The 23,061-nt window shown below is 52.0% G+C and carries 23 protein-coding genes, 1 tRNA gene and 1 other annotated feature; of the genes, 22 read left to right on the top strand and 2 right to left on the bottom strand.

From position 1 onward, the window contains the following. Positions 1-772: 772 nt before the first annotated feature. Together ACI77B_RS02625 and ACI77B_RS02620 are read right to left on the bottom strand one after the other, a co-directional pair. Positions 773-2,353, bottom strand: a complete 1,581-nt coding sequence (locus ACI77B_RS02625; RefSeq protein ID WP_409337236.1) for a sensor histidine kinase — start codon at positions 2,351-2,353, stop codon at positions 773-775. A gap of 231 nt (positions 2,354-2,584) precedes the next feature. After that, positions 2,585-3,271 carry a response regulator transcription factor gene (locus tag ACI77B_RS02620; protein ID WP_178263853.1) on the bottom strand — a complete coding sequence of 229 codons (687 nt, stop codon included), beginning with the start codon at positions 3,269-3,271 and terminating at the stop codon, positions 2,585-2,587. A gap of 219 nt (positions 3,272-3,490) precedes the next feature. Between ACI77B_RS02620 and ACI77B_RS02615 the strand changes: the two genes are divergently transcribed. The 22 genes from ACI77B_RS02615 to rplL all read left to right on the top strand — a co-directional run bounded on the left by ACI77B_RS02615 (position 3,491) and on the right by rplL (position 22,629). Beyond that, positions 3,491-4,621: a PIN/TRAM domain-containing protein gene (locus ACI77B_RS02615; protein WP_409337235.1), complete on the top strand. Its 1,131-nt coding sequence runs from the start codon at positions 3,491-3,493 to the stop codon at positions 4,619-4,621. 51 nt (positions 4,622-4,672) lie between these two features. Beyond that, the gene (gene ispF / locus ACI77B_RS02610; RefSeq protein WP_409337234.1) at positions 4,673-5,902 is read left to right on the top strand and encodes a 2-C-methyl-D-erythritol 2,4-cyclodiphosphate synthase; all 1,230 of its coding nucleotides are present in this window, start codon (positions 4,673-4,675) and stop codon (positions 5,900-5,902) included. 208 nt (positions 5,903-6,110) lie between these two features. Further along, complete coding sequence (locus ACI77B_RS02605; RefSeq protein ID WP_409337233.1) at positions 6,111-7,856, top strand: proline--tRNA ligase; 1,746 nt, start codon at positions 6,111-6,113, stop codon at positions 7,854-7,856. 165 nt (positions 7,857-8,021) lie between these two features. Continuing rightward, positions 8,022-8,795: a chromate transporter gene (locus tag ACI77B_RS02600; RefSeq protein ID WP_409337232.1), complete on the top strand. Its 774-nt coding sequence runs from the start codon at positions 8,022-8,024 to the stop codon at positions 8,793-8,795. Beyond that, positions 8,796-9,320, top strand: coding sequence for a chromate transporter (locus ACI77B_RS02595; protein ID WP_409337231.1), 525 nt, complete (start codon positions 8,796-8,798; stop codon positions 9,318-9,320). Between the two features lie 135 nt (positions 9,321-9,455). Then, positions 9,456-9,935 carry a peptidylprolyl isomerase gene (locus ACI77B_RS02590; protein ID WP_409337230.1) on the top strand — a complete coding sequence of 160 codons (480 nt, stop codon included), beginning with the start codon at positions 9,456-9,458 and terminating at the stop codon, positions 9,933-9,935. 37 nt (positions 9,936-9,972) lie between these two features. Beyond that, complete coding sequence (gene cysS, locus ACI77B_RS02585; protein ID WP_409337229.1) at positions 9,973-11,373, top strand: cysteine--tRNA ligase; 1,401 nt, start codon at positions 9,973-9,975, stop codon at positions 11,371-11,373. A 43-nt stretch (positions 11,374-11,416) separates the two neighbouring features. Beyond that, positions 11,417-11,944, top strand: coding sequence for a Mini-ribonuclease 3 (locus ACI77B_RS02580; protein WP_409337228.1), 528 nt, complete (start codon positions 11,417-11,419; stop codon positions 11,942-11,944). Positions 11,945-12,044: 100 nt separating this feature from the next. Beyond that, positions 12,045-12,875, top strand: a complete 831-nt coding sequence (gene thyA, locus ACI77B_RS02575) for a thymidylate synthase (RefSeq protein ID WP_409337227.1) — start codon at positions 12,045-12,047, stop codon at positions 12,873-12,875. Between the two features lie 69 nt (positions 12,876-12,944). After that, positions 12,945-13,433 carry a dihydrofolate reductase gene (locus tag ACI77B_RS02570; protein ID WP_409337226.1) on the top strand — a complete coding sequence of 163 codons (489 nt, stop codon included), beginning with the start codon at positions 12,945-12,947 and terminating at the stop codon, positions 13,431-13,433. Continuing rightward, the gene (gene rlmB, locus ACI77B_RS02565; protein ID WP_409337225.1) at positions 13,417-14,529 is read left to right on the top strand and encodes a 23S rRNA (guanosine(2251)-2'-O)-methyltransferase RlmB; all 1,113 of its coding nucleotides are present in this window, start codon (positions 13,417-13,419) and stop codon (positions 14,527-14,529) included. The genes ACI77B_RS02570 and rlmB overlap by 17 nt, the downstream gene beginning before the upstream one ends. Next, positions 14,501-15,145: a sigma-70 family RNA polymerase sigma factor gene (locus ACI77B_RS02560; protein WP_409337224.1), complete on the top strand. Its 645-nt coding sequence runs from the start codon at positions 14,501-14,503 to the stop codon at positions 15,143-15,145. Before rlmB ends, ACI77B_RS02560 begins: the two co-directional genes overlap by 29 nt. Positions 15,146-15,449: 304 nt before the next feature. After that, a tRNA-Thr gene (locus ACI77B_RS02555) sits at positions 15,450-15,526 on the top strand. Between the two features lie 34 nt (positions 15,527-15,560). Continuing rightward, entirely contained in the window at positions 15,561-16,754 is a 1,194-nt protein-coding gene (gene tuf / locus ACI77B_RS02550) for an elongation factor Tu (protein WP_409337215.1), read from the top strand. Between the two features lie 328 nt (positions 16,755-17,082). Continuing rightward, positions 17,083-18,840 (top strand): LCP family protein, encoded by a 1,758-nt coding sequence (locus tag ACI77B_RS02545; RefSeq protein ID WP_409337223.1) that lies wholly within the window; start codon positions 17,083-17,085, stop codon positions 18,838-18,840. A gap of 258 nt (positions 18,841-19,098) precedes the next feature. Then, positions 19,099-19,248 (top strand): 50S ribosomal protein L33, encoded by a 150-nt coding sequence (gene rpmG, locus ACI77B_RS02540; RefSeq protein WP_178263677.1) that lies wholly within the window; start codon positions 19,099-19,101, stop codon positions 19,246-19,248. Between the two features lie 15 nt (positions 19,249-19,263). Continuing rightward, positions 19,264-19,575: a preprotein translocase subunit SecE gene (secE, locus tag ACI77B_RS02535; RefSeq protein ID WP_409337222.1), complete on the top strand. Its 312-nt coding sequence runs from the start codon at positions 19,264-19,266 to the stop codon at positions 19,573-19,575. Positions 19,576-19,641: 66 nt separating this feature from the next. Further along, positions 19,642-20,214 (top strand): transcription termination/antitermination protein NusG, encoded by a 573-nt coding sequence (gene nusG / locus ACI77B_RS02530; RefSeq protein WP_409337687.1) that lies wholly within the window; start codon positions 19,642-19,644, stop codon positions 20,212-20,214. Positions 20,215-20,232: 18 nt separating this feature from the next. Next, complete coding sequence (gene rplK, locus ACI77B_RS02525; RefSeq protein WP_409337221.1) at positions 20,233-20,658, top strand: 50S ribosomal protein L11; 426 nt, start codon at positions 20,233-20,235, stop codon at positions 20,656-20,658. A 57-nt stretch (positions 20,659-20,715) separates the two neighbouring features. Further along, positions 20,716-21,411: a 50S ribosomal protein L1 gene (gene rplA, locus ACI77B_RS02520; protein ID WP_178263673.1), complete on the top strand. Its 696-nt coding sequence runs from the start codon at positions 20,716-20,718 to the stop codon at positions 21,409-21,411. A 71-nt stretch (positions 21,412-21,482) separates the two neighbouring features. After that, positions 21,483-21,602 (top strand) — a sequence feature (ribosomal protein L10 leader region). Positions 21,603-21,647: 45 nt separating this feature from the next. Beyond that, positions 21,648-22,181: a 50S ribosomal protein L10 gene (gene rplJ, locus ACI77B_RS02515; protein WP_409337220.1), complete on the top strand. Its 534-nt coding sequence runs from the start codon at positions 21,648-21,650 to the stop codon at positions 22,179-22,181. A gap of 85 nt (positions 22,182-22,266) precedes the next feature. After that, the gene (gene rplL, locus ACI77B_RS02510) at positions 22,267-22,629 is read left to right on the top strand and encodes a 50S ribosomal protein L7/L12 (protein WP_178263671.1); all 363 of its coding nucleotides are present in this window, start codon (positions 22,267-22,269) and stop codon (positions 22,627-22,629) included. Positions 22,630-23,061 lie beyond the last annotated feature (432 nt).

The raw sequence follows: 23,061 nt of genomic DNA, 5'->3' as shown, positions 1-23,061 counted from the left end.
CGCAAGATAGTGCCTGATAATTGCAAAAATTGCGTTCTCAAAAGAAGCCGTAAATATATTAACAGCTTTTTTAATAATATAGAGATGTAATCAGTTATTATAACGATAATGGTCATGCGGGCTCTTGATTATAATTGAATAAAGTGTACGTAAAGACAGACAGCATAGTTGATCAGCAGCTTCAACGAGTACGAGACCGCAGCGTCGACCAGAATGCATAAATATCTGGTTCGGCGTTTTGTCAAAAAATCGAGAAAAGAACGAACCGCCTCAAAAAACTTCACGTGATCATCATAAAATCTGCGGTCAGCAGTGGCTGACTGAGTTTAATCAAATTTTACCTGAGTAAATAACTGCGTAACTGCACAGAAATGGACAGAGACGGTTGATATTTTGGATGCAGTATACACAACTATTCCTCATCCCAATTCCGTCACCCAATTCTCGTCCCGTTTCTCTGCTTTTCCGTTGTGGCAGCCCGGAATCAGGTCAGTCCGAAGTCGCTCAGTTCGGAATTGGAATAGAGCATCCCGGTGTCACAAAACTCACCGCCGACAGGGTTTGACTTGAGTTTACTGAATTTTACCTGAGTAAATATTTACCTGGATGTGTGATGCAGGGACTGATTGTTATCACCCGTTGTGCGGAGCACTGGCGCCCGCGCCGCCATGATGGCTGTCGTTGTTTTGATTACTGTTACTGCTGGCATTGCTGTTACTATTGTTGGCAGTGTTGTTGCGGCTGTGCGGCGCGGACGCTGAAGCGGTCGGTTCTAATTGGTACTGCTGCTGTCATTGCCGGTGTTGTGCGGCGTGGTACCGGAGTTTGTGGTGCTGAAGCCGCTGCTGTGTGTGCTTCGGCGGCTGTTGCGGCTGTGCAGGTTTCTGCTGTTGTGCATGAGCGGGAGCTCGAACCAGAAGGTGCTGCCTTTGCCGACGGTGCTGTCGACGTCAAAGGCGGCTTTGTGCAGGTTGAGGATTTCTTTGACGATGGACAGGCCGAGGCCGGTGCTCTTGGTGTCGCGGGCGTGGTTGGCGCTTGCTTTGTAGTATTTGTCCCAGACATACGGGAGTTCGTCGGCAGGGATGCCCGGGCCGTGGTCTTCTACGGAGAAGCGGACTTTTCTGCCGGAGCGTTTCAGGGTGACGCGGATGAATTTGTCGTCGCCGCAGTATTTTACGGCGTTGGACATGAGGTTGTTCATGACCTGTTTGATTTTGGCTTCGTCGGCATTGACGATGAGCGGCGTCTTCGGATGCTGGAAGATGATGTTGTAGCTCTCCTTATCATTCATGACTTCGTAGGTGGAGATGACGTCTGCGGCGGCCTGGTTCAGGTCGAACGGGGCGTTGATCAGGAGCATGCGCTTGGACTGCATGCGGGACATGGTCAGCATGTCGTTTACGAGGGCGTTCAGGCGCTCGGATTCGTCGATGATGACTTTCAGGTGCTTGTTGCGTTTTTCCGGATTGTCGCCGGAGAGGTCGCGGATCATCTCGGCGTAGGAGCGGATCATGGTCAGCGGTGTGCGCAGGTCATGCGACACGTTGGCGATCAGATCCTGCTGGTACTGGCCGGTACGCTCGATTTCCGATTCTGCCAGGTTCAGGGTTTCGGCGAGCTCTTCGATTTCGGAGTAGCGGCCGCCCTGGAATTTCACGTTCATGTCGCCCTTGCTCATTTTTGCGGCGGCGCCGGTGATCTGGCGGATCGGCTGGCTGATGTGGCGGGAAAGCAGGATAGACATCAGAAGGGCCAGAACGAGGGCGATGAGGATAATATAGAGCAGCTGGTGCTGCAGAATCTGCACGGTGGACTGCATCGGGTACAGCGGGGAGAAGATGAACATCACGTAGCTGTTTGTGGACATGGTTCGCCTGCTGCTGCCCTGGTCGAGGAATCCGGCGTATTCCAGGGTCCGGTTCTGCGGCTGGGCGTGGCTGGTCAGAATCTCGGAGATGCTGTCGAAGGTGCTGGTCTGCAGTTTGGTGTTCAGCCGGAACATCTCTGCCTCATAGCGGCTGTCGTAGTAGTACTGCTGGTCGACGGGCTGCCCCTGCTTGTTGGTGACGGCTCTTCCGGTGCGCGTCCGGATGAAAATCGTCAGATCGTCTTTCGACGATACGTCCTTGATTTTGGCCTTCAGTGCGGACAGATTGTGTCCTTTCTGATAGCTTTTCCGGATCTGGTCGGCGATGCGGGCGGTCTGTCTGGTCTTCATGTCTTCATAATAGTGATTGAGAAAGAAGATCTGCAGGAACCAGACAAGGATCATCATGATCACCGCGAAGATCAGGAAATATGCGAGCAGCTTGAATTTTATGCTGTGAAAGTCGATTTTCTTTCGTTCCATATTCAGAATTCCTTTCGCTGAATGCCCTCTTTTTCATTGCTGTCGGATTATGCCGATTGTACAGAAAACACCGGTGCTGACTGTCTGCCTGAAGGAGAAGCCCGCCACCGGTGTTCATGTTCCGTCATTCCCTTGCTCGTGCTTTTTTTGCCGGCAAAAAACACCTTGGCAAGGGGTTATTCTGGCTGTGTGGTTGTCAGACGATTACGAGATTCCCGGACGGAGTTCCTGTTACTCGTCGTCTTCTGGACACTCAAACTTATATCCGACGCCGCGCAAGGTTACGATAAAGCTGCGGTAAGGTCCGAGCGCGTTGCGCAGGTTCTTGATGTGGGTGTCGATGGTGCGGTCGTCGCCGAAGAAATCGTATCCCCAGATGTCGGAGAGCAGTTTGTCTCTGGACAGGGCGATGTCGCGGTTCTGAATCAGATAGAAGAGAAGTTCGTATTCCTTCGGAGTGAGGTCGACGCGCTTGCCGTCTACGGTGACGGTGCGGGCCGGGATGTTGATTTCCAGGCCTTTAAAGCGCATGACGTCAGCCTTGGAGCGGCTGCTTGCGTCGCGGCGCTTCAGGACGGCGTTGACTCTGGCCATGAGCTCTTTCGGGCTGAACGGCTTGACGATGTAGTCATCGATGCCCAGCTCGAAACCAAAGAGCTTGTCGTACTCTTCGCCTCTGGCGGAAAGCATGATGATCGGTGTGTCGCTGGTCTTGCGGATTTCCTTGCATGTGGAGAATCCGTCGAGCTTCGGCATCATAATATCCAGAATAATAAGATCATAGTTGTTCAGTTTGCAGAGGCCGATGGCGGACATGCCGTCTTCTGCTTCTGTAACGTCGTAACCGTTGAATTCAGCATATTCACGGATGACTTCCCGGATTTTTGGTTCGTCATCGACAACAAGTAATTTATACATAGAGATATTCCTCCTCTTTTTTCAAACATTCTTCCTTATATAATACCACAAAAAAATCATGAGAAAAAGCATATGTATGCACGGAATCCTTGAATGGTTCTGTTTTTTGAATTATACTGGTTGTACGGAAATGAGAAGATTGCAGAAATTTTTCTGAATTCCGCATAAGAGCGCAGATGCGCTCAGAATATCAAATTTCAGAAGAAAGGAGGGACCAGGATGATCAGAAAATTTATGCGTGTAATTTTTGCGCTGATCGGCGCGGGACTCGGATATGGGATTACCCGGCTGATTCAGGACGCAATCCGCACCTTCGGCGGAAACAGTTACATGCTTTCAACGGGAAAGCTCACGGCTATTGCAATTTCAGTCGCAATTATTTTAGGATTTATCTTTTTCATGATTGCACCGGCTGTGGGAAGAAAGGGTCTGAGACTCAGCAAGAATATCGGGGATGACCTGCAGGGGGTTTCCAGCAGTACAATTATTTCTGGCACGATTGGTCTGATCGCGGCACTTGTCATTGCGTTTTTCCTGTCTCAGCTTGTCAGTTTTGTGCTGAACCGGTATGTTCATGCGCTGATCGTCGTCGTGATTTACGGCGTGCTCTGCTATCTCGGCATCGTGGTCGGGACGACAAAGGGTACGGAAATCGTTTCCAACATGCATGCGGCAAGGAAACAGACGGAAGCTGCGATCGCAGGAACCGCGTCCCGCGGATGGGGATCCCGGAAAAAGGGTTCGATGGCCATGCCTAAGATTCTTGACACGAGTGTCATTATCGACGGCAGAATCGCGGACATTATGGGGACCGGATTCCTGGAAGGAACGATTGTCATTCCGGAGTTCGTTCTGATTGAGCTGCGTCATATCGCGGATTCGGCGGATTCGCTGAAGCGCGCGAGGGGGCGGCACGGACTGGATGTGCTGAATGAGATCCAGACCAAGTATGGCGTGGAAATCTACAACACGGAAAAGGACAAGGCGCTGACGGAGATTCCGGAAGTGGACGTGAAGCTTCTGAAACTGGCGCAGATGATGAACGGAGCTGTCGTGACCAATGACTACAATCTGAATAAAGTTGCCGGGATTAACAAGATCAAGGTTCTGAACATCAACGAACTGGCAAACACCCTGAAACCGGTTGTGCTTCCGGGTGAAGAGATGACGCTGAAGATCGTGAAACACGGAAAAGACGCTTCCCAGGGCATCGGCTATCTGAACGACGGCACGATGATCGTTGTGGAAGATGGTGTGTCCATGATCGGAAAGACGGCGAATATCCGTGTCACCAGTGTTCTGCAGACCTCTGCCGGAAAGATGATTTTCGGCCGCCTGTGCAGGTCATGATGAAAATCAGATAAAGAAAGGAAGAATGCGGCATGCGGGCAGCTATCCTGCATGCCGCATATTGGTATCACGATGTATAAAGGGAAGAAAACGGCTGTGGTCATCACTGCCGGAGGCAGGGGGACGCGCATGGGGGCGCCGGTCCCCAAACAGTTTCTGCGTATCGGCGGAAGGACGATTCTGGAGCGTACGGTGAACCGGTTCCTGGAGCAGGATTTTCCCGACCGGCTGGTGATTACACTGCCGCAGGCACAAATGCAGGAGGGAATAAACCTTCTGCGGAAGGCCGGAATTGACGCAGGAACAGAGGGACAGTCTGCGGAACATGAATCCCGCGTAAACGTCCCGGTGACCGTAGTCCCGGGCGGGAGCGCCAGACAGGATTCTGTCTGGAATGCGCTTCAGTATCTGCAGAAGCAGGGATTTAAAGAGGACGATCTGGTTCTGGTACAGGACGGCGTCCGTCCGTTTACAGAGGATCAAACCATTCAGGATGTTCTTCTCCGCGCGGAAAAGGCCGGGGCGGCCATCGCGGCGCTGCCGGCAGTCAGCACCATCCGCCATATTACAGAAGGGACCCTGGACCGCTCAAAGCTGTACAGCGTGCAGACCCCCCAGGGCTTTCAGTTCGGGCTTCTGATCCGGGCGTTTGAGGCGGCGGCAAAGGACCATTTCAGCGGGACGGATGAGGCAGGATTGGTGGAGCGCATCGGCGTCCTGCCGGAAATCGCGGAAGGAACCCCGTCTAATATCAAGATTACAACACCGGAGGATTTACAGAAAATGAGTGGAGAAATCAGAATCGGTACAGGATTTGATGTGCACCGCCTTGTGGAAGACAGAAAACTGATTCTCGGCGGTGTGGAAATTCCTTACGAGAAGGGCCTGCTCGGTCATTCAGATGCGGATGTCCTGGTGCACGCGCTGATGGACGCCATGCTGGGCGCCGCGGCATTGGGAGATATCGGGAAACTGTTCCCGGATAACGATCCCGCCTATGCAGGAGCAGACAGCATGAAGCTTCTGGCCCGGGTCTGCGAGGTTCTGAAAGAGCACGGCTGGGCGCTGGGAAATGCGGATATGACTGTGATCTGCCAGAGACCGAAACTGGCCGGATATATCCAGGAGATGCGGCAGCGGATTGCGGAGGTCTGCGGAGTTTCCGAAGGCCGGATCAGCGTCAAGGCTACAACGACGGAAAAGCTCGGCTTCACCGGACGCGGGGAAGGAATTGCCGCGGAGGCGGTCTGCACGATAACGGCGCAGGCGGCGGATTTTTAGCATTGGCCGGATGCCGGGGAAGAAGCTGTGCGGAAGGCAGAGAAAACCCCTTCCCGGCAGGCCGTGAATTGACTTGCCTGATAATATTTTGTCCCGGGATAGAGAATAATAATAAAAATAGAGTGAAATATATAGTGAAGTTTGATATAATAATAACTAACTATTGTGGGGCTTTCACAAATTGCTAAGCTTAAGGAGGATTAGACTTATGCGAATGTCTAAAATGTATTTTAAAACATACCATGATGATCCGGCAGATGCTGTGATCCCGAGTCATAAACTGATGCTCAGAGCCGGAATGATCCGTCAGCAGGCTTCCGGTGTTTACTCATTCATGCAGCCTGGATGGAGGGCTGTCCGCAAGGTTGAGCAGATTGTCCGTGAAGAGATGGACAGAACTGGCGCTCAGGAAATTCACATGTCTGCTGTAATCCCCGCAGAGCTTTGGCAGGAAACTGGAAGATGGAATGAATACGGCCCAGAACTGTGGCGTATCAAGGATAGACACGGAAGAGACTTCTGCCTCGGACCGACACATGAAGAGTGCTTTACGGATGTTGCCAGAAACGATCTGACCTCCTATAAGCAGCTGCCGGTCAATCTGTATCAGATTCAGACAAAGTACAGAGATGAGGATCGTCCGCGCTTCGGACTGCTCAGATCCAGAGAATTTATTATGAAGGATGCATATTCCTTCGATGTGGACCAGGAGGGTCTGGATAAGAGCTACATGGACATGTACCATGCGTATGAGAAGGTGTTTAAGCGCTGCGGACTGGACTGCCGTCCGGTGGAGGCGGATACGGGCGCGATCGGCGGAAGCAATTCTCATGAATTCAGTGCTCTGTCTGAGGTGGGAGAGAGTGATCTGTTCTACTGTGACAAGTGCGGCATGGCTGCAACGGACGAGCGCTGCGCGTGCGTGGATGCCAAGGCGCAGGACGACGTGGAGATGCTGCCGCTGGAGAAGAAGGAAACTCCGGGAACCAAGACGATTGAAGCGGTCTGCGACTACCTGCATCTGGATAAGAAGCAGACCATCAAGGCTCTGCTGTTCGTCACTTATGATGAGGCTACACTGAAGGAAAACGGATATGTAGCGGCATTCGTAAGAGGTGACCGCGACGTCAATATGATCAAGCTGGTCAATGCCCTGAACATTCCGGAATTCTGCATTGCTTTTGCGGATGAAGAGAAGATGGGACCGGCAACAGGATGTGTCGGCGGGTTCACAGGCCCGATGGGACTGCATGACTGCACCATCGTAGTCGACAGTGAACTGCCGGGACTGAAGAACCTGTGCGCAGGTGCCTGCGAGAAGGATCACCACTACATCAATGTCAACTATGGAAGAGACTATAAGGGCGACATCGTAACCGACATCAAGATGATGAAGGAAGGAGATCCGTGCCCGGTATGCGGCGCTCCGGTAAAGCACACCAAGGGTATCGAGGTCGGCCAGGTATTCAAGCTGGGAACCAAGTATTCCGAGTCCATGGGCGCATATTATCTGGACCAGAAACAGGAAAAGCATCCGATCGTTATGGGATGCTACGGAATCGGTGTAACCAGAACGGTTGCGGCAGTTGTCGAGCAGCACCATGATGAGAAGGGCATTGTATGGCCGGTATCGGTTGCTCCGTATCATGTCATGATTACGGTGATCAAGCCGAGTGATGAGAAGCAGATGGAAGTTGCGCTTCACATTCAGGATGAGCTGGAGAAGCAGGGTGTCGAAGTTCTGGTGGACGACCGTGATGAGCGTGCCGGCGTCAAGTTCAACGATGCGGATCTGCTCGGATATCCGGTTATGATTACTGTCGGCGGAAAGGCTTCTGACGGCATCGTGGAGTATAAGCTCCGCCGTGATGAAGACCATATGGAAGAAATTTCCGCGGATGAAGCGGTGAAACGTGCGGCTGACTTGGTTGCGGCTGAGCGCTTTGGCTGTTAGAATAGAACCTGATGGAAACGGGATCCGGCAGCAGGGAGGAATTTCCTGCTGCCGGTTTTTTCGTGACTGCGGACCTGCGTCATGCATGGATGGCGAGCCGTCATGCTGCAGGTTTGAGAATCAGAGGGGCCGCGGGCCCTGCAGAAAACAGCAGGAGAATGGATTATGGAAAAGAATGAGGAAAAGCCCTTTCAGGAAAGCCGCCAAGAACTGCAGGATGCCGGTTATCTGGTGCTGTTCTGGGAGTTTTTCAAGCTGGGCATTATGACTATCGGAGGCGGAATGGCGATGATTCCGCAGATGCAGGCGATCATGGTGGAAAAAAACCACTGGGTCAGCGAAGACGACATCATCGACTGTATCGCAGTCAGCCAGAGCCTTCCTGGAGTTATCGCCATCAACATGGCAACCTACATCGGTTTTGAGAAGAGAAAGCTGAAGGGCGCGATCGCCGCAACCATCGGCGTTCTGCTTCCGAGTCTGATCATCATTATCGCGGTGACGGAACTGCTTCATGGAATCGGCGGAAATCCGTATGTAAAAGGCGCACTGATCGGAATCAAGGCGGCGGCCACAGGACTGATCGGATGGTCGGCCTACACGATTGCCCGCCGCGTTGTAAAGAACTGGTTCGCGGCGGCACTGGCTGTTGCGGGTTTTGTGCTGATAACCTTCTTTAATGTCAATGCGGTTTGGGTTATTCTGGGAAGCATCGTGCTGGGTCTGCTTTATTCCCGCGTGACAGAGAAGAAGGCGCCGGCGGCTGACGCTGGCGGAAACAGTGCCGGTGCTGAGACAGAAACGGAGAAACCGGCCGCTGATGCGGCGCAGGAAACGGCATCTGCGGAAGAGGCCGGACCTGATACGGATGCAGAAAAGCACGCGGAAACTGCGGAAGATAACCCGGAGCAGACTGCGGCAGGAAGGGAGGAAAACTAAATGATATACCTGCTTCTTTACCTTCAGTTTGCCAAGGTCGGCCTTCTCGGATTCGGCGGCGGCCTTGCCATGCTTCCGATGATTTACCAGACGGCGCTGACCTTCGGCGCCATGTCCAAGGGCGAGTTCTCCAATCTGGTCGCGATTTCCCAGATGACTCCGGGTCCTCTGGCTGTCAACGCGGCGACCTACGTCGGCTATAACACGGCTGGCGTCATGGGTGCAGTGGTCGCGACCATCGGCGAGGCAACACCGTCCTTTATCCTGATTTCACTGGTGGTGAGCCTGCTGACGATGTTCAGAGAAAGCCCGCTGGTAGAAGGTGCCTTCAAGGGCATCCGCCCGGTGACCGCCGGCCTGATCGGTTCATCCTTTGTCTTGGTGGGCGAGAGCGTATTCACCAGCTGGAATCCGATTCCGATCATCCTCTGCGCAGCCACCGTGTTCATGATTGGAAAACTGAAGTGGAGTCCGATCACCATTATGATTATCTGCGGTATTGCCGGCGCCTTTCTGTGTCATTAGAGCTAATTTTATCAGATTCTTGAAGAATCCGCCGGTGACAGGGTATAATAATACGACGTGGGTTAACTGCGGCAAAAAATAAAAGCAAGAAAAGGAACAGAAATATACAGAAAAACATAACTTGGAGGAAATGAGATGAAGAAAGTAACGATTACGATGGAAAACGGCGGCGTCATGACCGGAGAGCTGTATGAAGACATCGCGCCGATCACCGTTGAGAATTTTGAGAAGCTGGCAAAGAGCGGCTTCTATGACGGCCTGACCTTCCACCGCGTCATCCCGGGATTTATGATTCAGGGCGGCGACCCGGACGGAACCGGAGCAGGCGGCCCGGGATATTCCATTAAAGGTGAGTTCTCTGCAAACGGCGTAAAGAACGACCTGAAGCACACCACCGGCGTTCTGTCCATGGCCAGAACCATGGATCCGAATTCCGCAGGCTCCCAGTTCTTCATTATGGTTGCCGATGCACCGCATCTGGACGGACAGTATGCCGCATTCGGAAAGATCACAGAGGGAATGGAAGTTGCCCAGGAGATCGCGAATGTTCCGAGAAGCATGTGGAACGACAAGCCAGAAGAGCCGGTCGTCATCAAGACGATTACAGTAGAGTAATTCAGCAGAAGAGACCGCAAGGAGTGAGATGTTAGAGATGAAAATATACAACACACTGACCAGAAAAAAAGAAGAATTCAAGCCGATTCACGAGGGTGAGGCACTGATCTATTCCTGCGGACCGACGGTGTATAACTACATTCATATCGGAAACGCACGTCCGATCGTCGTTTTCGATACCTTCCGCAAGTATCTGCAGTTCCGCGGCTATAAGGTAAAGTTTGTGCAGAACTTCACCGATGTCGATGACAAGATCATCCGCAAGGCCAAGGAAGAAGGGATCGGCGCCATGGACGTGGCAGAGAAGTACATTAAGGAGTACTTTGAGGACGTTCAGGCCATGAATGTGACGAAAGCAGACGTTCATCCGAGAGTTTCTGAGCACATTCCGGACATCATCGCATTCATCCAGACTCTGATTGACAAGGGATATGCCTATGAGGCCGACGGAGATGTCTACTTCAGCACCCGAAAGGCGAAGGATTACGGAAAACTTTCCGGACAGAACATTGACGACCTGGAAGCCGGAGCGCGTATCGCCATCGGCGAAGTCAAGAAAGATCCGCTTGATTTTGCTCTCTGGAAAGCCCGCAAGGAAGAGAGTGAAATCGCATGGGAATCCCCGTGGGGCATGGGCCGTCCGGGATGGCACATCGAGTGCTCCACCATGGCAAAGAAACATCTGGGCGATACCATCGACGTTCACTGCGGCGGACAGGATCTGATGTTCCCGCATCATGAAAACGAAATTGCCCAGTCCGAGTGCTGCAACGGCGTTCCGTTCGCGCATTACTGGATGCATAACGCATACATCACCATGAATAACGTGAAGATGTCCAAGTCCAAGGGCAACTTCATGACCGTCCGCGAGATCAGAAAGAAGTATGACGGAGAAGTCATCCGTTTCTTCCTGCTGTCCGGACAGTACAGAAACCCGATCGACTACAGCGATGAACTGATGGAGCAGTCGGAAGCAGGTCTGCAGCGTATGAGAAACTGCAAGGAAAACCTGGAATATCTGCAGAAAAAGGGTAAAGACGGTGAAATGAACGCGGACGAGCAGAAGGCCGCGGACGATTTCCCGAAATACAACGAGGAATTCTGCAGAGTCATGGATGATGACCTGAACACGGCAGACGGCATCAGTACCGTATTTGAACTGGTTTCCGCCATCAACTCCGTAAACAGCGCAGACAGCACTAAAGCCTTTGCAAAGGCCGCAGAAGAGCAGCTGATGAAATACTGCGATGTTCTGGGACTTCTGCAGCAGGACCAGAAAGAGAAGATCGATCCGGAAGTAAAGAAGCTCGTAGAAGAGCGTCAGGAAGCCCGCAAGGCGAAGAACTTTGCCCGCGCTGACGAAATCAGAGATCAGCTGAAGGAAATGGGAATCACCCTGAAGGATACTCCGCAGGGCGTACAGATTATCAAAGAGTAAAGAATAAAAGCAGACGAAAACAGTAAAGGAGAAACACAGCAGCATGACAGAAGAACAGAAACGCAGCATTCAGACGGAAACTGGCGCCGGAAATCCGGACAGCCCGGAAGACAGCAGCCGGAAAGCTTTAGAAACCTCGGAAGAAAGCGGAAAAACCGTTTCGATTCTGTCTGCCAACACGACAGCTCTCGCCTATCTGGGCGATGCCGTCTATGAAGTGTTTATCCGTGAATATGTGCTGAAGGATGGCGGTGTGCATGTCGACCGGCTGAATAAGAAGGCGATTCAGTTCGTCCGGGCTGACAGCCAGGCGGCCATCGTCCGCGAGATGATAGAAAATGGATTCCTGACGGATGAAGAGGAACATCTGGTCAAACGCGGGCGCAATCACACCAACACCTCCCGGCCGCGCGGCTCATCCCCGATGCAGTATAAGTGGGCGACCGGATTTGAAGCGCTGATCGGCTATTTGTACCAGGCCGGCCGCAGAGACCGTCTGGAAGAGGTCGTTTCCCGCGCGGTGGAAATCGGCGGACGCCAGCAGAAAGAACGAAGAGGAAGCGGAAAATAAAGCGCACGTCTGAAAGCAGAGCAGGTATGGGAGGCCGGCAGGCCCGGCAGCAATGCTGGTTCCTTGCCCGGTCTCCTTTTGTCTGCAGAAAGGATAGAGAATGAGTTATGCAGATAGATTGTTCGTAAACATGTGCCAGGACATCCTGGACCATGGATTCTCGACGGAAGGCCAGAAAGTCCGTCCGCACTGGGAAGATGGCAGCAAGGCCTACACGATCAAGCAGTTCGGCGTGGTAAACCGCTACGACCTGTCGAAGGAATTTCCGGCGCTGACCCTGCGCCGCACCGCCATCAAGTCCGCCGTCGAGGAAATGCTCTGGATCTGGCAGAAGAAGTCGAACAACGTGCACGACCTGAAGACCAGAATCTGGGACGCCTGGGCAGATGAAAGCGGATCCATCGGCAAGGCTTACGGCTACCAGCTTGGCGTGAAATATAAGTTCAAGCAGGGCGAGATGGATCAGGTGGACAACGTGATTTATCTCCTGAAAAACGAGCCCTATTCCCGCCGGATTATGACCAACATCTATAATTTCTCCGATCTGCAGGAGATGGGACTGGAGCCGTGTGCCTACAGCATGACCTTCAACGTAACGGGAAACCGCCTGAACGCGATTCTGAATCAGCGCTCCCAGGACATCCTGGCGGCGAACAACTGGAATGTCGTACAGTATGCGGTTCTGGTCATGATGCTGGCGCAGGTATGCGGATTTCAGCCGGGCGAGCTGGTGCACGTCATCGCCGACGCCCATATTTACGACCGGCATGTGGACATCATCCGGGAACTGATCCGGCGCCCGCAGTATCCGGCACCGACCGTTACGCTGAATCCGGACGTGCACGACTTCTACGACTTTACGCCGGACGACGTGATCGTGGAGAATTACCAGCATGGTCCGCAGGTGAAGAACATTCCTGTAGCGATTTAGTTTCTGCGGCAAAAAACACACGCGCAAGGAGAAGCCCGGCTGCGCCGCGGCGGAAAAGGAGAAGGATGCATGCAGATGATTGCAGCGGCAGATGCACAGTGGGGAATCGGATATAAAGGGGACCTGCTCTGCAGCCTGCACGAGGATATGAAATATTTTAAAGAAAAAACCAGCGGACACACCGTTGTCATGGGGCGTGCAACGCTGGAAAGCCTTCCGCATAAGCGCGGGCTGCCGAAGCGCAGAAACATCGTGCTGACTACGCGGGAAAATTATGAGCCGGAGCGCGCGGAAGTGGTGCATTCCATCCCGCAGCTGATGGATGCCCTGGGAGATGAGGCAGATGACGCCTTTGTGATCGGCGGAGCCAGAGTTTATGAAGAGCTTCTGCCTTACTGCGATGTCTGCTGGATCACCAGAATCGGAAAAGCCTTTACTGCAGACCGTCATCTTCCGGACCTGGATGAAGATGATGCGTTTCAGATTAGCTGGGAAAGTGAAGAAATGGAGGAAGACGGGATTCCATACCGTTTTGTGAAATATGAGCGGAAGAAATAATTACAGCGGCCGCGGAGAGCGCGGCGGAAGAAGAAACGAGAAAAGAAGCGGCGGATACGGAAGACAGGAAGCTTACGGAAAAGGCGGCCGTTCCGACAGAAGGGGCGGAAAGCGCTCCGGATCCAATGCTTATGACCGCAGAGGCCGTGACGGTGAGGAGCGGCGCGGATACAGAAGCGGCAGGGGAAAGAATGACCGCTATGAAAAGTCAGGCCGCGGGGCTTACGGCAAGCCGGCGCGCTCCGGAAACAGCCGGGGAAGAAGCGGAGAATACGCGGAGAGAAGAGAATCCAGGGGTTTCATGGAATTTAAACGTGAAGCGGATTTTCAGAGAGATCACGAGAGCGGCAGCGAGATGATTTTCGGAAGAAATCCGGTTACGGAAGCCTTGAAGAGTGGACGCAGCATTGAGAAAATCCTGGTGCAGGACAGCAGCGGCGGATCGGTCGGAAGAATTCTGTCTCTGGCAAATGAAAAGGGTGTCCTGGTGCAGAAAGTCAGCAAACAGATGCTGGACCATCTGGCAGAAGGCGCAGCCCATCAGGGTGTCGCGGCCCATGTTTCTGCCCATGAATATGCCAGTGTGGAGGATATTCTGGCCCGTGCGGAAGAACGCGGCGAAGACCCCTTCATCATCATTCTGGACGGCATTGAAGACCCGCATAATCTGGGCGCAATTATGAGAAGCGCGGAATGTGCAGGTGCCCACGGGGTGATCATCCAGAAGAGAAGGGCGGTCGGACTGACGCAGACTGTTGCCAAAGCATCAGCCGGTGCGATTGAATACATGCCGTGTGCGAGAGTCACCAATATTTCCCGCACCATTGAGGAACTGAAAGAGAAGAATATCTGGGTCTATGCCTGTGATATGGACGGACAGAATTACACCGGGCAGGACCTCACCGGACCGGTGGCCATCGTGATCGGCGCGGAAGGCGCGGGAATCGCCGAGAATGTCAGAAAGAAGTGCGATGGAATCGTTTCCCTTCCAATGCTGGGACACATTACATCTCTGAATGCGTCGAATGCGGCTGCCATTCTGATGTATGAGATAAGGAGACAGAGAGATGCGCAGAATACTGCCGGAGAAAATTAATCTGGAAGAATTGAGCGACGAACAGCTTGCGGCGGTTTCTCAGCTGAACATTGCCAGATCCCGTCAGGCGGAGGAGATTCTGCTGCGGCGCTATAAGGATATGGTGCGCCGCGTTTCGCAGAAATATTTTATCGAAGGCGGAGATAAAGAAGATGTCATTCAGGAAGGAATGATCGGCGCAATGAAGGCGGTGCGGGATTTTGACCCGGACGCCGGCGCCTCCTTCAGGAGTTTTGCGCAGCTCTGCATCAACCGGCAGATTGTAACAGCGATCCGCCGGGCCGCCCGGAAAAAGAACGCCATTCTGAGTGAGTCTCTTTCTCTCAGCCATTCAGCGGATCCGGAGCAGGAGCACGGGCCGACGCTGGAAGAGACGATTGCAGCGGCAGACAGCGACCCGGCGGTGCAGCTGTTTTTAAATGATCTGGAGCGTTTTCTCAAGAACGACGGAAACTCCTTATTCAGTCCGCTGGAAAAAGAAATCTGGGAAGAGATGAAAAGCGGCGGAACTTCGCGGGAGATCGCGGAGCGGGTCGGCCGTCCGGTGAAGGTTGTGGATAATACGGTTCAGAGAGTGCGCAAGAAGATTCACAAGTACCTGAAGGATGCAGAGTAAAAAGGGCCGGCTTCTGCAGGGCATTTCCAGAAGCGGAGATGGAAGTTCCGGGATCTGTGGCAGGGTCCCGGAATTTCAGAAGTGCATGAAAGGACTCCCTGATGGCGGGGAAACGGCTTTTAGCGGAAAATAAGCGGTATCGGGAAATCCGGGACATAGGGGCGGTGCAGACTGCCGCTGCCGTGTCCCCTTGCCCGGGCGGCTTTTGTCCGCGAAATATGCCGTCAAAAAAGATATTATCCGCAGAAAGTAGAAAAGAGTTTGACAAGTGCAGGGAAACATAGTAAGATAATCTGCGTAATAGGCTGTTGTAGCTCAGTTGGTAGAGCACTTCCTTGGTAAGGAAGAGGTTCGGCAGTTCGAGTCTGCTCAACAGCTCCAATTTTTTTGTAGTTATTGTAAAGGAGTATGAGAAATGGCAAAGCAGAAATATGAAAGAACCAAGCCGCATATCAACATCGGAACAATCGGACATGTTGACCACGGCAAAACAACACTGACAGCTGCGATCACAACAGTACTGCACCAGAGATACGGACTGGGCGAGGACGTTGCGTTCAACCAGATCGACAAGGCACCGGAAGAGAGAGAAAGAGGAATCACAATTTCTTCCGCGCACGTAGAGTATGAGACACCGAACAGACACTACGCACATGTAGACTGCCCGGGACATGCTGACTATGTAAAGAACATGATCACAGGAGCAGCTCAGATGGACGGAGCAATCCTGGTAGTAGCAGCAACAGACGGACCGATGCCGCAGACCAGAGAGCACATTCTGCTGGCAAGACAGGTAGGAGTACCGTACATCATCGTATTCCTGAACAAGTGCGACATGGTAGACGACGAGGAGCTGCTTGACCTGGTAGAGATGGAAGTAAGAGAGCTGCTGAGCGAGTATGACTTCCCAGGCGATGACACACCGATCATCAGAGGATCCGCACTGAAGGCACTGGAAGATCCAGCAGGCCCGTGGGGAGACAAGATCGTAGAGCTGATGGAAGCAGTAGATTCTTACATTCCGGAGCCAAAGAGAGATAACGACAAGCCGTTCCTGATGCCAATCGAGGACATCTTCTCCATCACAGGACGTGGAACAGTAGCCACAGGCCGAGTAGAGAGAGGAGAGGTCAAGGTCGGAGACGAAGTCGAGATCGTAGGACTGAAGGAAGAGAAGCAGAAGACGGTAGTAACCGGAGTAGAGATGTTCAGAAAGACACTGGACTACGCAGAGACCGGAGACAACATCGGAGCACTGCTGAGAGGAATTCAGAGAGACGAGATCGAAAGAGGACAGGTACTGGCAGCACCGGGAACTGTACATCCGCATACGAAGTTCAAGGGCCAGGTATACGTACTGAAGAAGGAAGAGGGCGGACGTCACACACCGTTCTTCAACGGATACAGACCGCAGTTCTATTTCAGAACAACAGACGTAACCGGAGACCTGCAGCTGCCGGAAGGCACAGAGATGTGCATGCCGGGAGACAACGTAACAATGGAGATCGACCTGATCACACCGGTTGCGATGGAAGAAGGACTGAGATTCGCTATTCGTGAAGGCGGAAGAACAGTAGGATCCGGAGTTGTAACAGAGATCATCGAGTAATTGAGGCTCTGAGACGACCATAGATTGAAAATCATGAGAGCTGTGCTTTCAGCAGAGATGCTGGGAGCGCGGCTCTTTTTTTCATTGTCCGGAGGGGCTGATGTCTGTCCGGGAGAAAAGCTTTCTGTCTGGCATGCCGTTAATATTTTTTAAGAATGTTGTTTCTGTGTCACTTATTGAAACTGTATCTTCATGTTGATATAATTCAGTAGTTAACTTTTCCAAGGAATGGTAATGTATACATGCCGGCACTGGCCGGCGCGGGGAACAGAAATGTATCGGATACGCGGATTTTCCGCAGTATCCGGAATTCAGATAGGAGATCATAATGTCGGATCAGCAGAAAAAGAATGCAGATCAGCTGAGAGAAGAAGCCATCCGGCGCAGGCAGGAAATCGACCGCAGAAGAAAAGCGGCCGAGGCGCATGCGCACGAGATGGACAGGCAGCGGCAGGAGCAGGAGAAGAAGAAATCGCGTTCTGCGTCAGGCCGCGGCCATGCCTCGGCGCGCCGGGCGCAGAAATACGCATCTCAGGACTCTGGAAATCCGAGAATTTCCCGTTCACCAGAAGCGGAACGGATGAAGTCTACCGGCAGCGCAGACGGCCGGCATTCTGACCGTGCGCAGAGAAGAGCGCATAAGAAGAGACAGGATCATTCTCCGATGTTCTGGATCATCCGGGTCTGGGCGGTTGTTTTTGCGGGCGTACTGGCCTGGACGGGAAAAACCGTGCTGGGATTCGGACTGCTTCCGGGGAAATGGCTTGCCGGAATCGTTACCGCTGTTGTGGTCGTCGGCCTCTTGCTGTTTATTCCGATGTTCTTCCGCGCGTTTAAAAAGTCGCGGAGAGTGATCAGTTTTATTTTGTCTGTCGTAATTGCAGCGAGCGGCGTGTATGCGGTCCGCAATATGGATAAAACCTCGCAGTTCCTGTCCTCAGTCACCACAACGTTAACGACGCAGACGCAGGAATACTATGTTGTTGTAAATAAAGACAGTGACTATGTGACGATCAGCGATCTGGACGGAAGCGATGTCATGCTGTATTCCAAGGCGGGCAGCGGCGACGCGGCGGCGAAAAAGAAGCTGCAGTCCTATGCGGATGCCAGTTACATTTACAAGTCAAGCCTGAAAAAGATCGGAAACAAGCTTGAAGATGACAATGACAGCGCGGCCCTGCTCAGTGCCGGCCATTATTCTGGCATTGCGGAGAAGGACAGCTCGTTCAAGAAAAAGACCAGGATCCTGAAAAAGATCAAGGTCAAGGCATCCACGGCGGATCTGTCTAAGAATGTATCCGTAACGACGACACCGTTCAATATCTATCTGAGCGGCCTGGATACGTCAGGAAATATCGATACGGTCTCGCGCTCCGACGTAAATATGATCGTCACCGTAAATCCGAGAACCCACACCATCCTGCTGACGTCCATTCCGCGCGATTACATCATCCGCCTGACGGAGAAGGACAATGTGGAAGACAAGCTGACCCATACGGGGATCTACGGTATTCAGCAGACGCTGGAATCCGTTGAAGACCTGACCGGACTGGATATGAACTATTATGTAAAGGTAAATTATTCGACCGTAAGACAGGTGATCAACGCGGTCGGCGGCGTAGACGTCTATTCCAAACAGGCATTTGTCACACACGGACAGCGCTACTTCGAGTTCAAGAAGGGAAAGAACCACCTGAACGGCGCGCAGGCACTGGCTTTCGCAAGAGAGCGCCACGCATTCGAGGACGGCGACCTGCAGCGGAACCGGGACCAGGCCAAGGTTATGGAAGCCATGATCAAGAAGGTAACCAGCAGCAAGACCCTGCTGACCCATTATTCAAGCATCCTGGATGCCAGCAGAAACTACATCCGGATTAACATGTCCCAGGGAGAGATCAGCAGCCTCATCCGCATGCAGCTGAAAGGCGGCTACCACTGGACCATCAAGAAACAGGGCATGGACGGAACAGGCGAGTTCACCCAGTGCTACTCCACCGGAAACTATCAGGTTTACGCGATGCGGCCGAGCAAGAAGAGCGTGAATAAGGCTGTGAAGAAGATCGAGAAGCTGGAAGAGGCGCGTTAGCGCCTCTGACAAAATCCCCCCGCAGCCTGCAGCGGTAAGGGAATACCGCCTCTGCTGCCCCAGGCTTTCTGACGCAGAAAACAGGTGAGGAAGAGGCGGATCGTGTAAAATCCGCTGGAAATAATTTACTTTTTGATGTAAAAAAATGGTTGACATTGACGAACTTGCATTGTATAGTTAATAAGTGACTTTATGAGAAATTATTGCAGAGCTGGAAACCCGGCTCTGAATTTTAGTTAAAAAACGGAGGCCGAGGTAATGAGAGTAAAGGTAACATTGGCATGCACAGAGTGCAAGCAGAGAAACTACAACACGATGAAGAATAAGAAGAACAATCCTGATCGTATGGAGCTGAAGAAGTACTGCCCGTTCTGCAAGAAAGAGACAGTTCATAAGGAGACCAAGTAATTAAGAGGCACAGAAATGTCGAATAAGAAAAAGAATCAGAAACCGAAAGAAGTCACGAAAGAGGAGATCAAGGAAGAGCGTCATAAGGCTGCTGCCCGCGCTAACCGCGAGCGTGCCGCACGCAAGAAGAATCCGCACTCCCGTCGTGATTACTGGAAGGGTGTAAAACGTGAGATGAGCAAGGTCGTATGGCCGACACGCAAGGAACTCGGCAGCTACACTGTAGTTGTAATCGCTACGTGTGCGCTTTTCGCGCTGGGATTCTGGCTGATCGACACCGGCTGGCTGACTGCTCTTAAGGCAGCGCTCGGTGTTACGCTCGGTTAATCAATCGCGTTTCTTGCACACCAGTAAAAGAGTAAAAAGAAGGTACATCAGATGTCAGACACAGAGATGAAAAATACAGGAAACATCGTCTCCCCGCTCGAGGGTGAGGGTGTCCGCGGCGATGGACAGGCAAAATGGTATGTCGTTCATGTTTATTCCGGACATGAGAATAAGGTGAAGGACAGCCTCCTGAAAATGGTCGAAAACAGAAACCTGCAGGACCTGATTATGGACGTTCGAGTACCGACAGAAAGCGTTGTTGAAGTAAAGGACGGCCAGAGAAAAGTCAAAACCAGAAAAATGTTTCCTGGATATGTGATCGTTAAGATGGTCGTTACCAATGAATCCTGGTATCTCGTGCGAAACACGCAGGGCGTTACCGGATTCGTAGGACATGGATCTGAACCGATTCCTCTGACGCCGGAAGAAGTGGCACGCATGGGAATCGAGAAGATAGATATCGATCTGGATGTTGAAGTCGGAGATCAGGTACGTGTAATCAACGGACCGTTCGAGAGTTTCATGGGTGAGATTCTCGACATCAGCCCGGAAAAGCAGGTCATGACCGTACGCATTTCAATGTTCGGTAGAGATACCCCTGTCGAGCTTGAGTTCGATCAGGTGGAAAAAATACAGTAGGGAAGGAGGACACGATTTATGGCAAAGAAAATCGAGGGTTATATTAAACTCCAGATTGAAGCCGGAAAGGCGAACCCAGCGCCTCCTGTAGGACCTGCATTAGGACAGCACGGAGTCAACATTATGGACTTCTGCAAGCAGTTCAATGCCAAGACTCAGGACCAGCCGGGAATGGTTATTCCTGTAGTAATCACCGTTTATGCGGACAGATCTTTCACATTCGTCACCAAGACTCCGCCGGCAGCAGTACTTCTGAAGAAGGCAGCTGGCATTGATACAGCTTCTGGTGAGCCGAATAAGAAGAAGGTTGCTACGGTTACTCTTGAGCAGGTTCAGGAGATCGCTAAGACCAAGATGCCGGATCTGAATGCAGCAAGCCTCGAAGCTGCTACATCTATGATCAAGGGTACTGCTCGCAGCATGGGCATCACAGTAGAAGAATAACACATTGTGGGAGAGTGGAGCTGAGCATCTGCTCGTCTGAACCACGAGGAGGAAAAAATGGCTAAACACGGAAAGAATTACAGAGACGCTGTCGAATCCTTCGACAAGTCCAAGCTTTACGATCCGGCTGAGGCAATGAAGGTTGTCACAGAAGTTGGTAAGGCAAAATTTGATGAGACCATCGAAGCTCACATCAAGCTGGGCGTTGATGGAAGACACGCTGACCAGCAGGTCAGAGGCGCAATCGTTCTTCCGAATGGAACCGGTAAGGAAGTAAAGGTTCTGGTATTTGCTAAAGGCCCTAAGGCTGAAGAAGCAGAAAAAGCCGGAGCTGACTATGTCGGTGCGGAAGAGCTTGCACAGAAAATCCAGCAGGAAAACTGGTTTGACTTCGATGTCGTAGTAGCAACACCTGATATGATGGGCGTTGTAGGACGTCTGGGACGTCTGCTCGGACCTAAGGGTCTGATGCCGAACCCGAAGTCTGGTACAGTTACGATGGATCTGGAGAAGGCACTGGCTGAGATTAAAGCCGGAAAAGTTGAGTACCGTCTGGATAAGCAGAACATTATCCACACAGTAATCGGAAAGAAGTCCTTCGGCCCGGAGAAGCTCCAGCAGAACTTTGACGCTCTGATGGCAGCAATCGTAAAGGCTAAACCATCATCTGCAAAGGGACAGTACCTCAGAAGTGTTACAGTAACACCGACGATGGGCCCTGGAGTAAAGGTTAATCCGGCAGTTCTCGGCTAACTGAGAAAGGCTGTTTTAACAGCGTGTGTCGTGAAACACGGAAATAACCGTGCGGAAGATGCATGCAGACATAAAATTGGAATTAATCACCTGAGACAGCGGGTGCCTGCGTAAAGGCTTAATTTCCCGCCGAGGTACGATATATAAACGTATTGGCCTCGCTCGCACAGCGGGGCTGTTTTATTGAGTACCACATTCGTGAATCGAACTCGTTTCGGTTACAGAAAGGAGAAGCGATGTCTGAAGAAGCAAAGAAGCAGAAACAGGCGGTCATCGATGAAATCAAGGAAAAACTTGATGGAGCTCAGTCTGCAGTAGTTATCGACTACATGGGCACGACTGTTGCTGAAGCTAACGAGATGAGAAAGAGTCTCCGTGAAGCTGACATCGATTACGGCGTATATAAGAATACGCTGATGAAGAGAGCTATTGAAGGAACAGAGTTTGCTCCTCTCGCTGACTCTCTGAAGGGACCGAGCGCTATTGCGATCAGTAAGACTGACGCTACTGCTCCGGCAAGAATTCTGAAGGCTTCCATCAAGAAGTTCAACAAGATGGAGTTCAAGTCCGGTGTTGTAGAGGGTCAGTTCTACGATAAGGAAGGTATCGAGCAGATTGCAAGCATTCCTTCCAGAGAAGAACTCCTGGCAAAATTCCTGGGAAGCATTCAGAGCCCGGTTGGAAAGTTTGTCAGAACACTGGCTGCAATTGCAGACGCAAAGCAGGAGGGCGGAGACGCTCCGGCTGCAGAGGCTGCACCGGCAGAGTAGTTCAACTGAATATCGGAATATCAGTAAGCATTATAGAAGCGGCAGCGTAAGCTGTGCCGCGTAATCATTCAGAAAGGAAACGAAAATGGATAAGGATCAGATCATTGAAGCCATCAAAGGAATGTCCGTACTCGAGCTGAACGAGCTCGTAAAAGCATGCGAAGAAGAGTTTGGTGTATCCGCAGCTGCTCCGGTTGCTGTTGCAGCAGCAGGTGCTGAGGGCGGTGCTGACGAGCAGACAGAATTCACAGTAGTTCTGAAGGAGATCGGTGACCAGAAGATTAAGGTCATCAAGGCTGTTCGTGAGATCACAGGACTTGGCCTGAAGGACGCTAAGGCTCTGGTAGACGGAGCTCCGTCCAACGTCAAGGAAGGCGTTGAGAAGGCTGAGGCTGACGACATCAAGGCTAAGCTCGAGGAAGTCGGCGCTACAGTAGAGTTCAAGTAATCGCGGCTCTTTGTAGAAATAGCGACGTCAGCAAAGCGATACGGAATACGTTAAATTCCCGTCCGGCTGGATTCTGCAGCTGCAGAGTATAGCTAACCGGAAATTGAATAGGTTCTGTATCGGTATCATGTCTGAAATAAGGAACTGTATCGGATCACAGATCGGGTGCAGTTCTTTTTTCTTGCGCGTCAGTTTTGTCCGCTCCCTCGCATGCAGTCTGTCTGCAGACAAAACACACCCGGCAAGGGATAAAAATGCCGGCAGGAGCCGGAAACCGTGAAAAAGCACGGCGTTTAACGTCTGCTTCCCCGCTGCATGCAAAAATCTGTCCACATAAATTTTACAATATGTGGAAGAAATTCGCGCCGGGCTATTGCAGTTTTGACGCTTCTATTGTATAATATTAGACTGCCATGCGAGTACTAAGAGATA

Origin of the sequence: Eubacterium sp. F2 (assembly GCF_046244355.1) — a bacterium.
In the GTDB taxonomy this organism is placed as follows: domain Bacteria; phylum Bacillota; class Clostridia; order Peptostreptococcales; family Anaerovoracaceae; genus Aminicella.
The sequence above is the reverse complement of the archived record's forward strand: the minus strand, read 5'-3'. Positions and strand labels throughout refer to the sequence as shown.

Coding starts and splice junctions, on each gene's coding strand:
- rlmB (WP_409337225.1), top strand. CDS start 13,417: ATGAGCGGAAGAAATAATTACAGCGGCCGCGGAGAGCGCGGCGGAAGA.
- ACI77B_RS02545 (WP_409337223.1), top strand. CDS start 17,083: ATGTCGGATCAGCAGAAAAAGAATGCAGATCAGCTGAGAGAAGAAGCC.
- ACI77B_RS02620 (WP_178263853.1), bottom strand. CDS start 3,271: ATGTATAAATTACTTGTTGTCGATGACGAACCAAAAATCCGGGAAGTC.
- ACI77B_RS02590 (WP_409337230.1), top strand. CDS start 9,456: ATGAAGAAAGTAACGATTACGATGGAAAACGGCGGCGTCATGACCGGA.
- nusG (WP_409337687.1), top strand. CDS start 19,642: ATGAAAAATACAGGAAACATCGTCTCCCCGCTCGAGGGTGAGGGTGTC.
- ACI77B_RS02580 (WP_409337228.1), top strand. CDS start 11,417: ATGACAGAAGAACAGAAACGCAGCATTCAGACGGAAACTGGCGCCGGA.
- cysS (WP_409337229.1), top strand. CDS start 9,973: ATGAAAATATACAACACACTGACCAGAAAAAAAGAAGAATTCAAGCCG.
- ispF (WP_409337234.1), top strand. CDS start 4,673: ATGCCGCATATTGGTATCACGATGTATAAAGGGAAGAAAACGGCTGTG.
- rplL (WP_178263671.1), top strand. CDS start 22,267: ATGGATAAGGATCAGATCATTGAAGCCATCAAAGGAATGTCCGTACTC.
- ACI77B_RS02570 (WP_409337226.1), top strand. CDS start 12,945: ATGCAGATGATTGCAGCGGCAGATGCACAGTGGGGAATCGGATATAAA.
- secE (WP_409337222.1), top strand. CDS start 19,264: ATGTCGAATAAGAAAAAGAATCAGAAACCGAAAGAAGTCACGAAAGAG.
- ACI77B_RS02625 (WP_409337236.1), bottom strand. CDS start 2,353: ATGGAACGAAAGAAAATCGACTTTCACAGCATAAAATTCAAGCTGCTC.
- thyA (WP_409337227.1), top strand. CDS start 12,045: ATGAGTTATGCAGATAGATTGTTCGTAAACATGTGCCAGGACATCCTG.
- rpmG (WP_178263677.1), top strand. CDS start 19,099: ATGAGAGTAAAGGTAACATTGGCATGCACAGAGTGCAAGCAGAGAAAC.
- ACI77B_RS02595 (WP_409337231.1), top strand. CDS start 8,796: ATGATATACCTGCTTCTTTACCTTCAGTTTGCCAAGGTCGGCCTTCTC.
- rplA (WP_178263673.1), top strand. CDS start 20,716: ATGGCTAAACACGGAAAGAATTACAGAGACGCTGTCGAATCCTTCGAC.
- rplK (WP_409337221.1), top strand. CDS start 20,233: ATGGCAAAGAAAATCGAGGGTTATATTAAACTCCAGATTGAAGCCGGA.
- tuf (WP_409337215.1), top strand. CDS start 15,561: ATGGCAAAGCAGAAATATGAAAGAACCAAGCCGCATATCAACATCGGA.
- ACI77B_RS02605 (WP_409337233.1), top strand. CDS start 6,111: ATGCGAATGTCTAAAATGTATTTTAAAACATACCATGATGATCCGGCA.
- rplJ (WP_409337220.1), top strand. CDS start 21,648: ATGTCTGAAGAAGCAAAGAAGCAGAAACAGGCGGTCATCGATGAAATC.
- ACI77B_RS02615 (WP_409337235.1), top strand. CDS start 3,491: ATGATCAGAAAATTTATGCGTGTAATTTTTGCGCTGATCGGCGCGGGA.
- ACI77B_RS02600 (WP_409337232.1), top strand. CDS start 8,022: ATGGAAAAGAATGAGGAAAAGCCCTTTCAGGAAAGCCGCCAAGAACTG.
- ACI77B_RS02560 (WP_409337224.1), top strand. CDS start 14,501: ATGCGCAGAATACTGCCGGAGAAAATTAATCTGGAAGAATTGAGCGAC.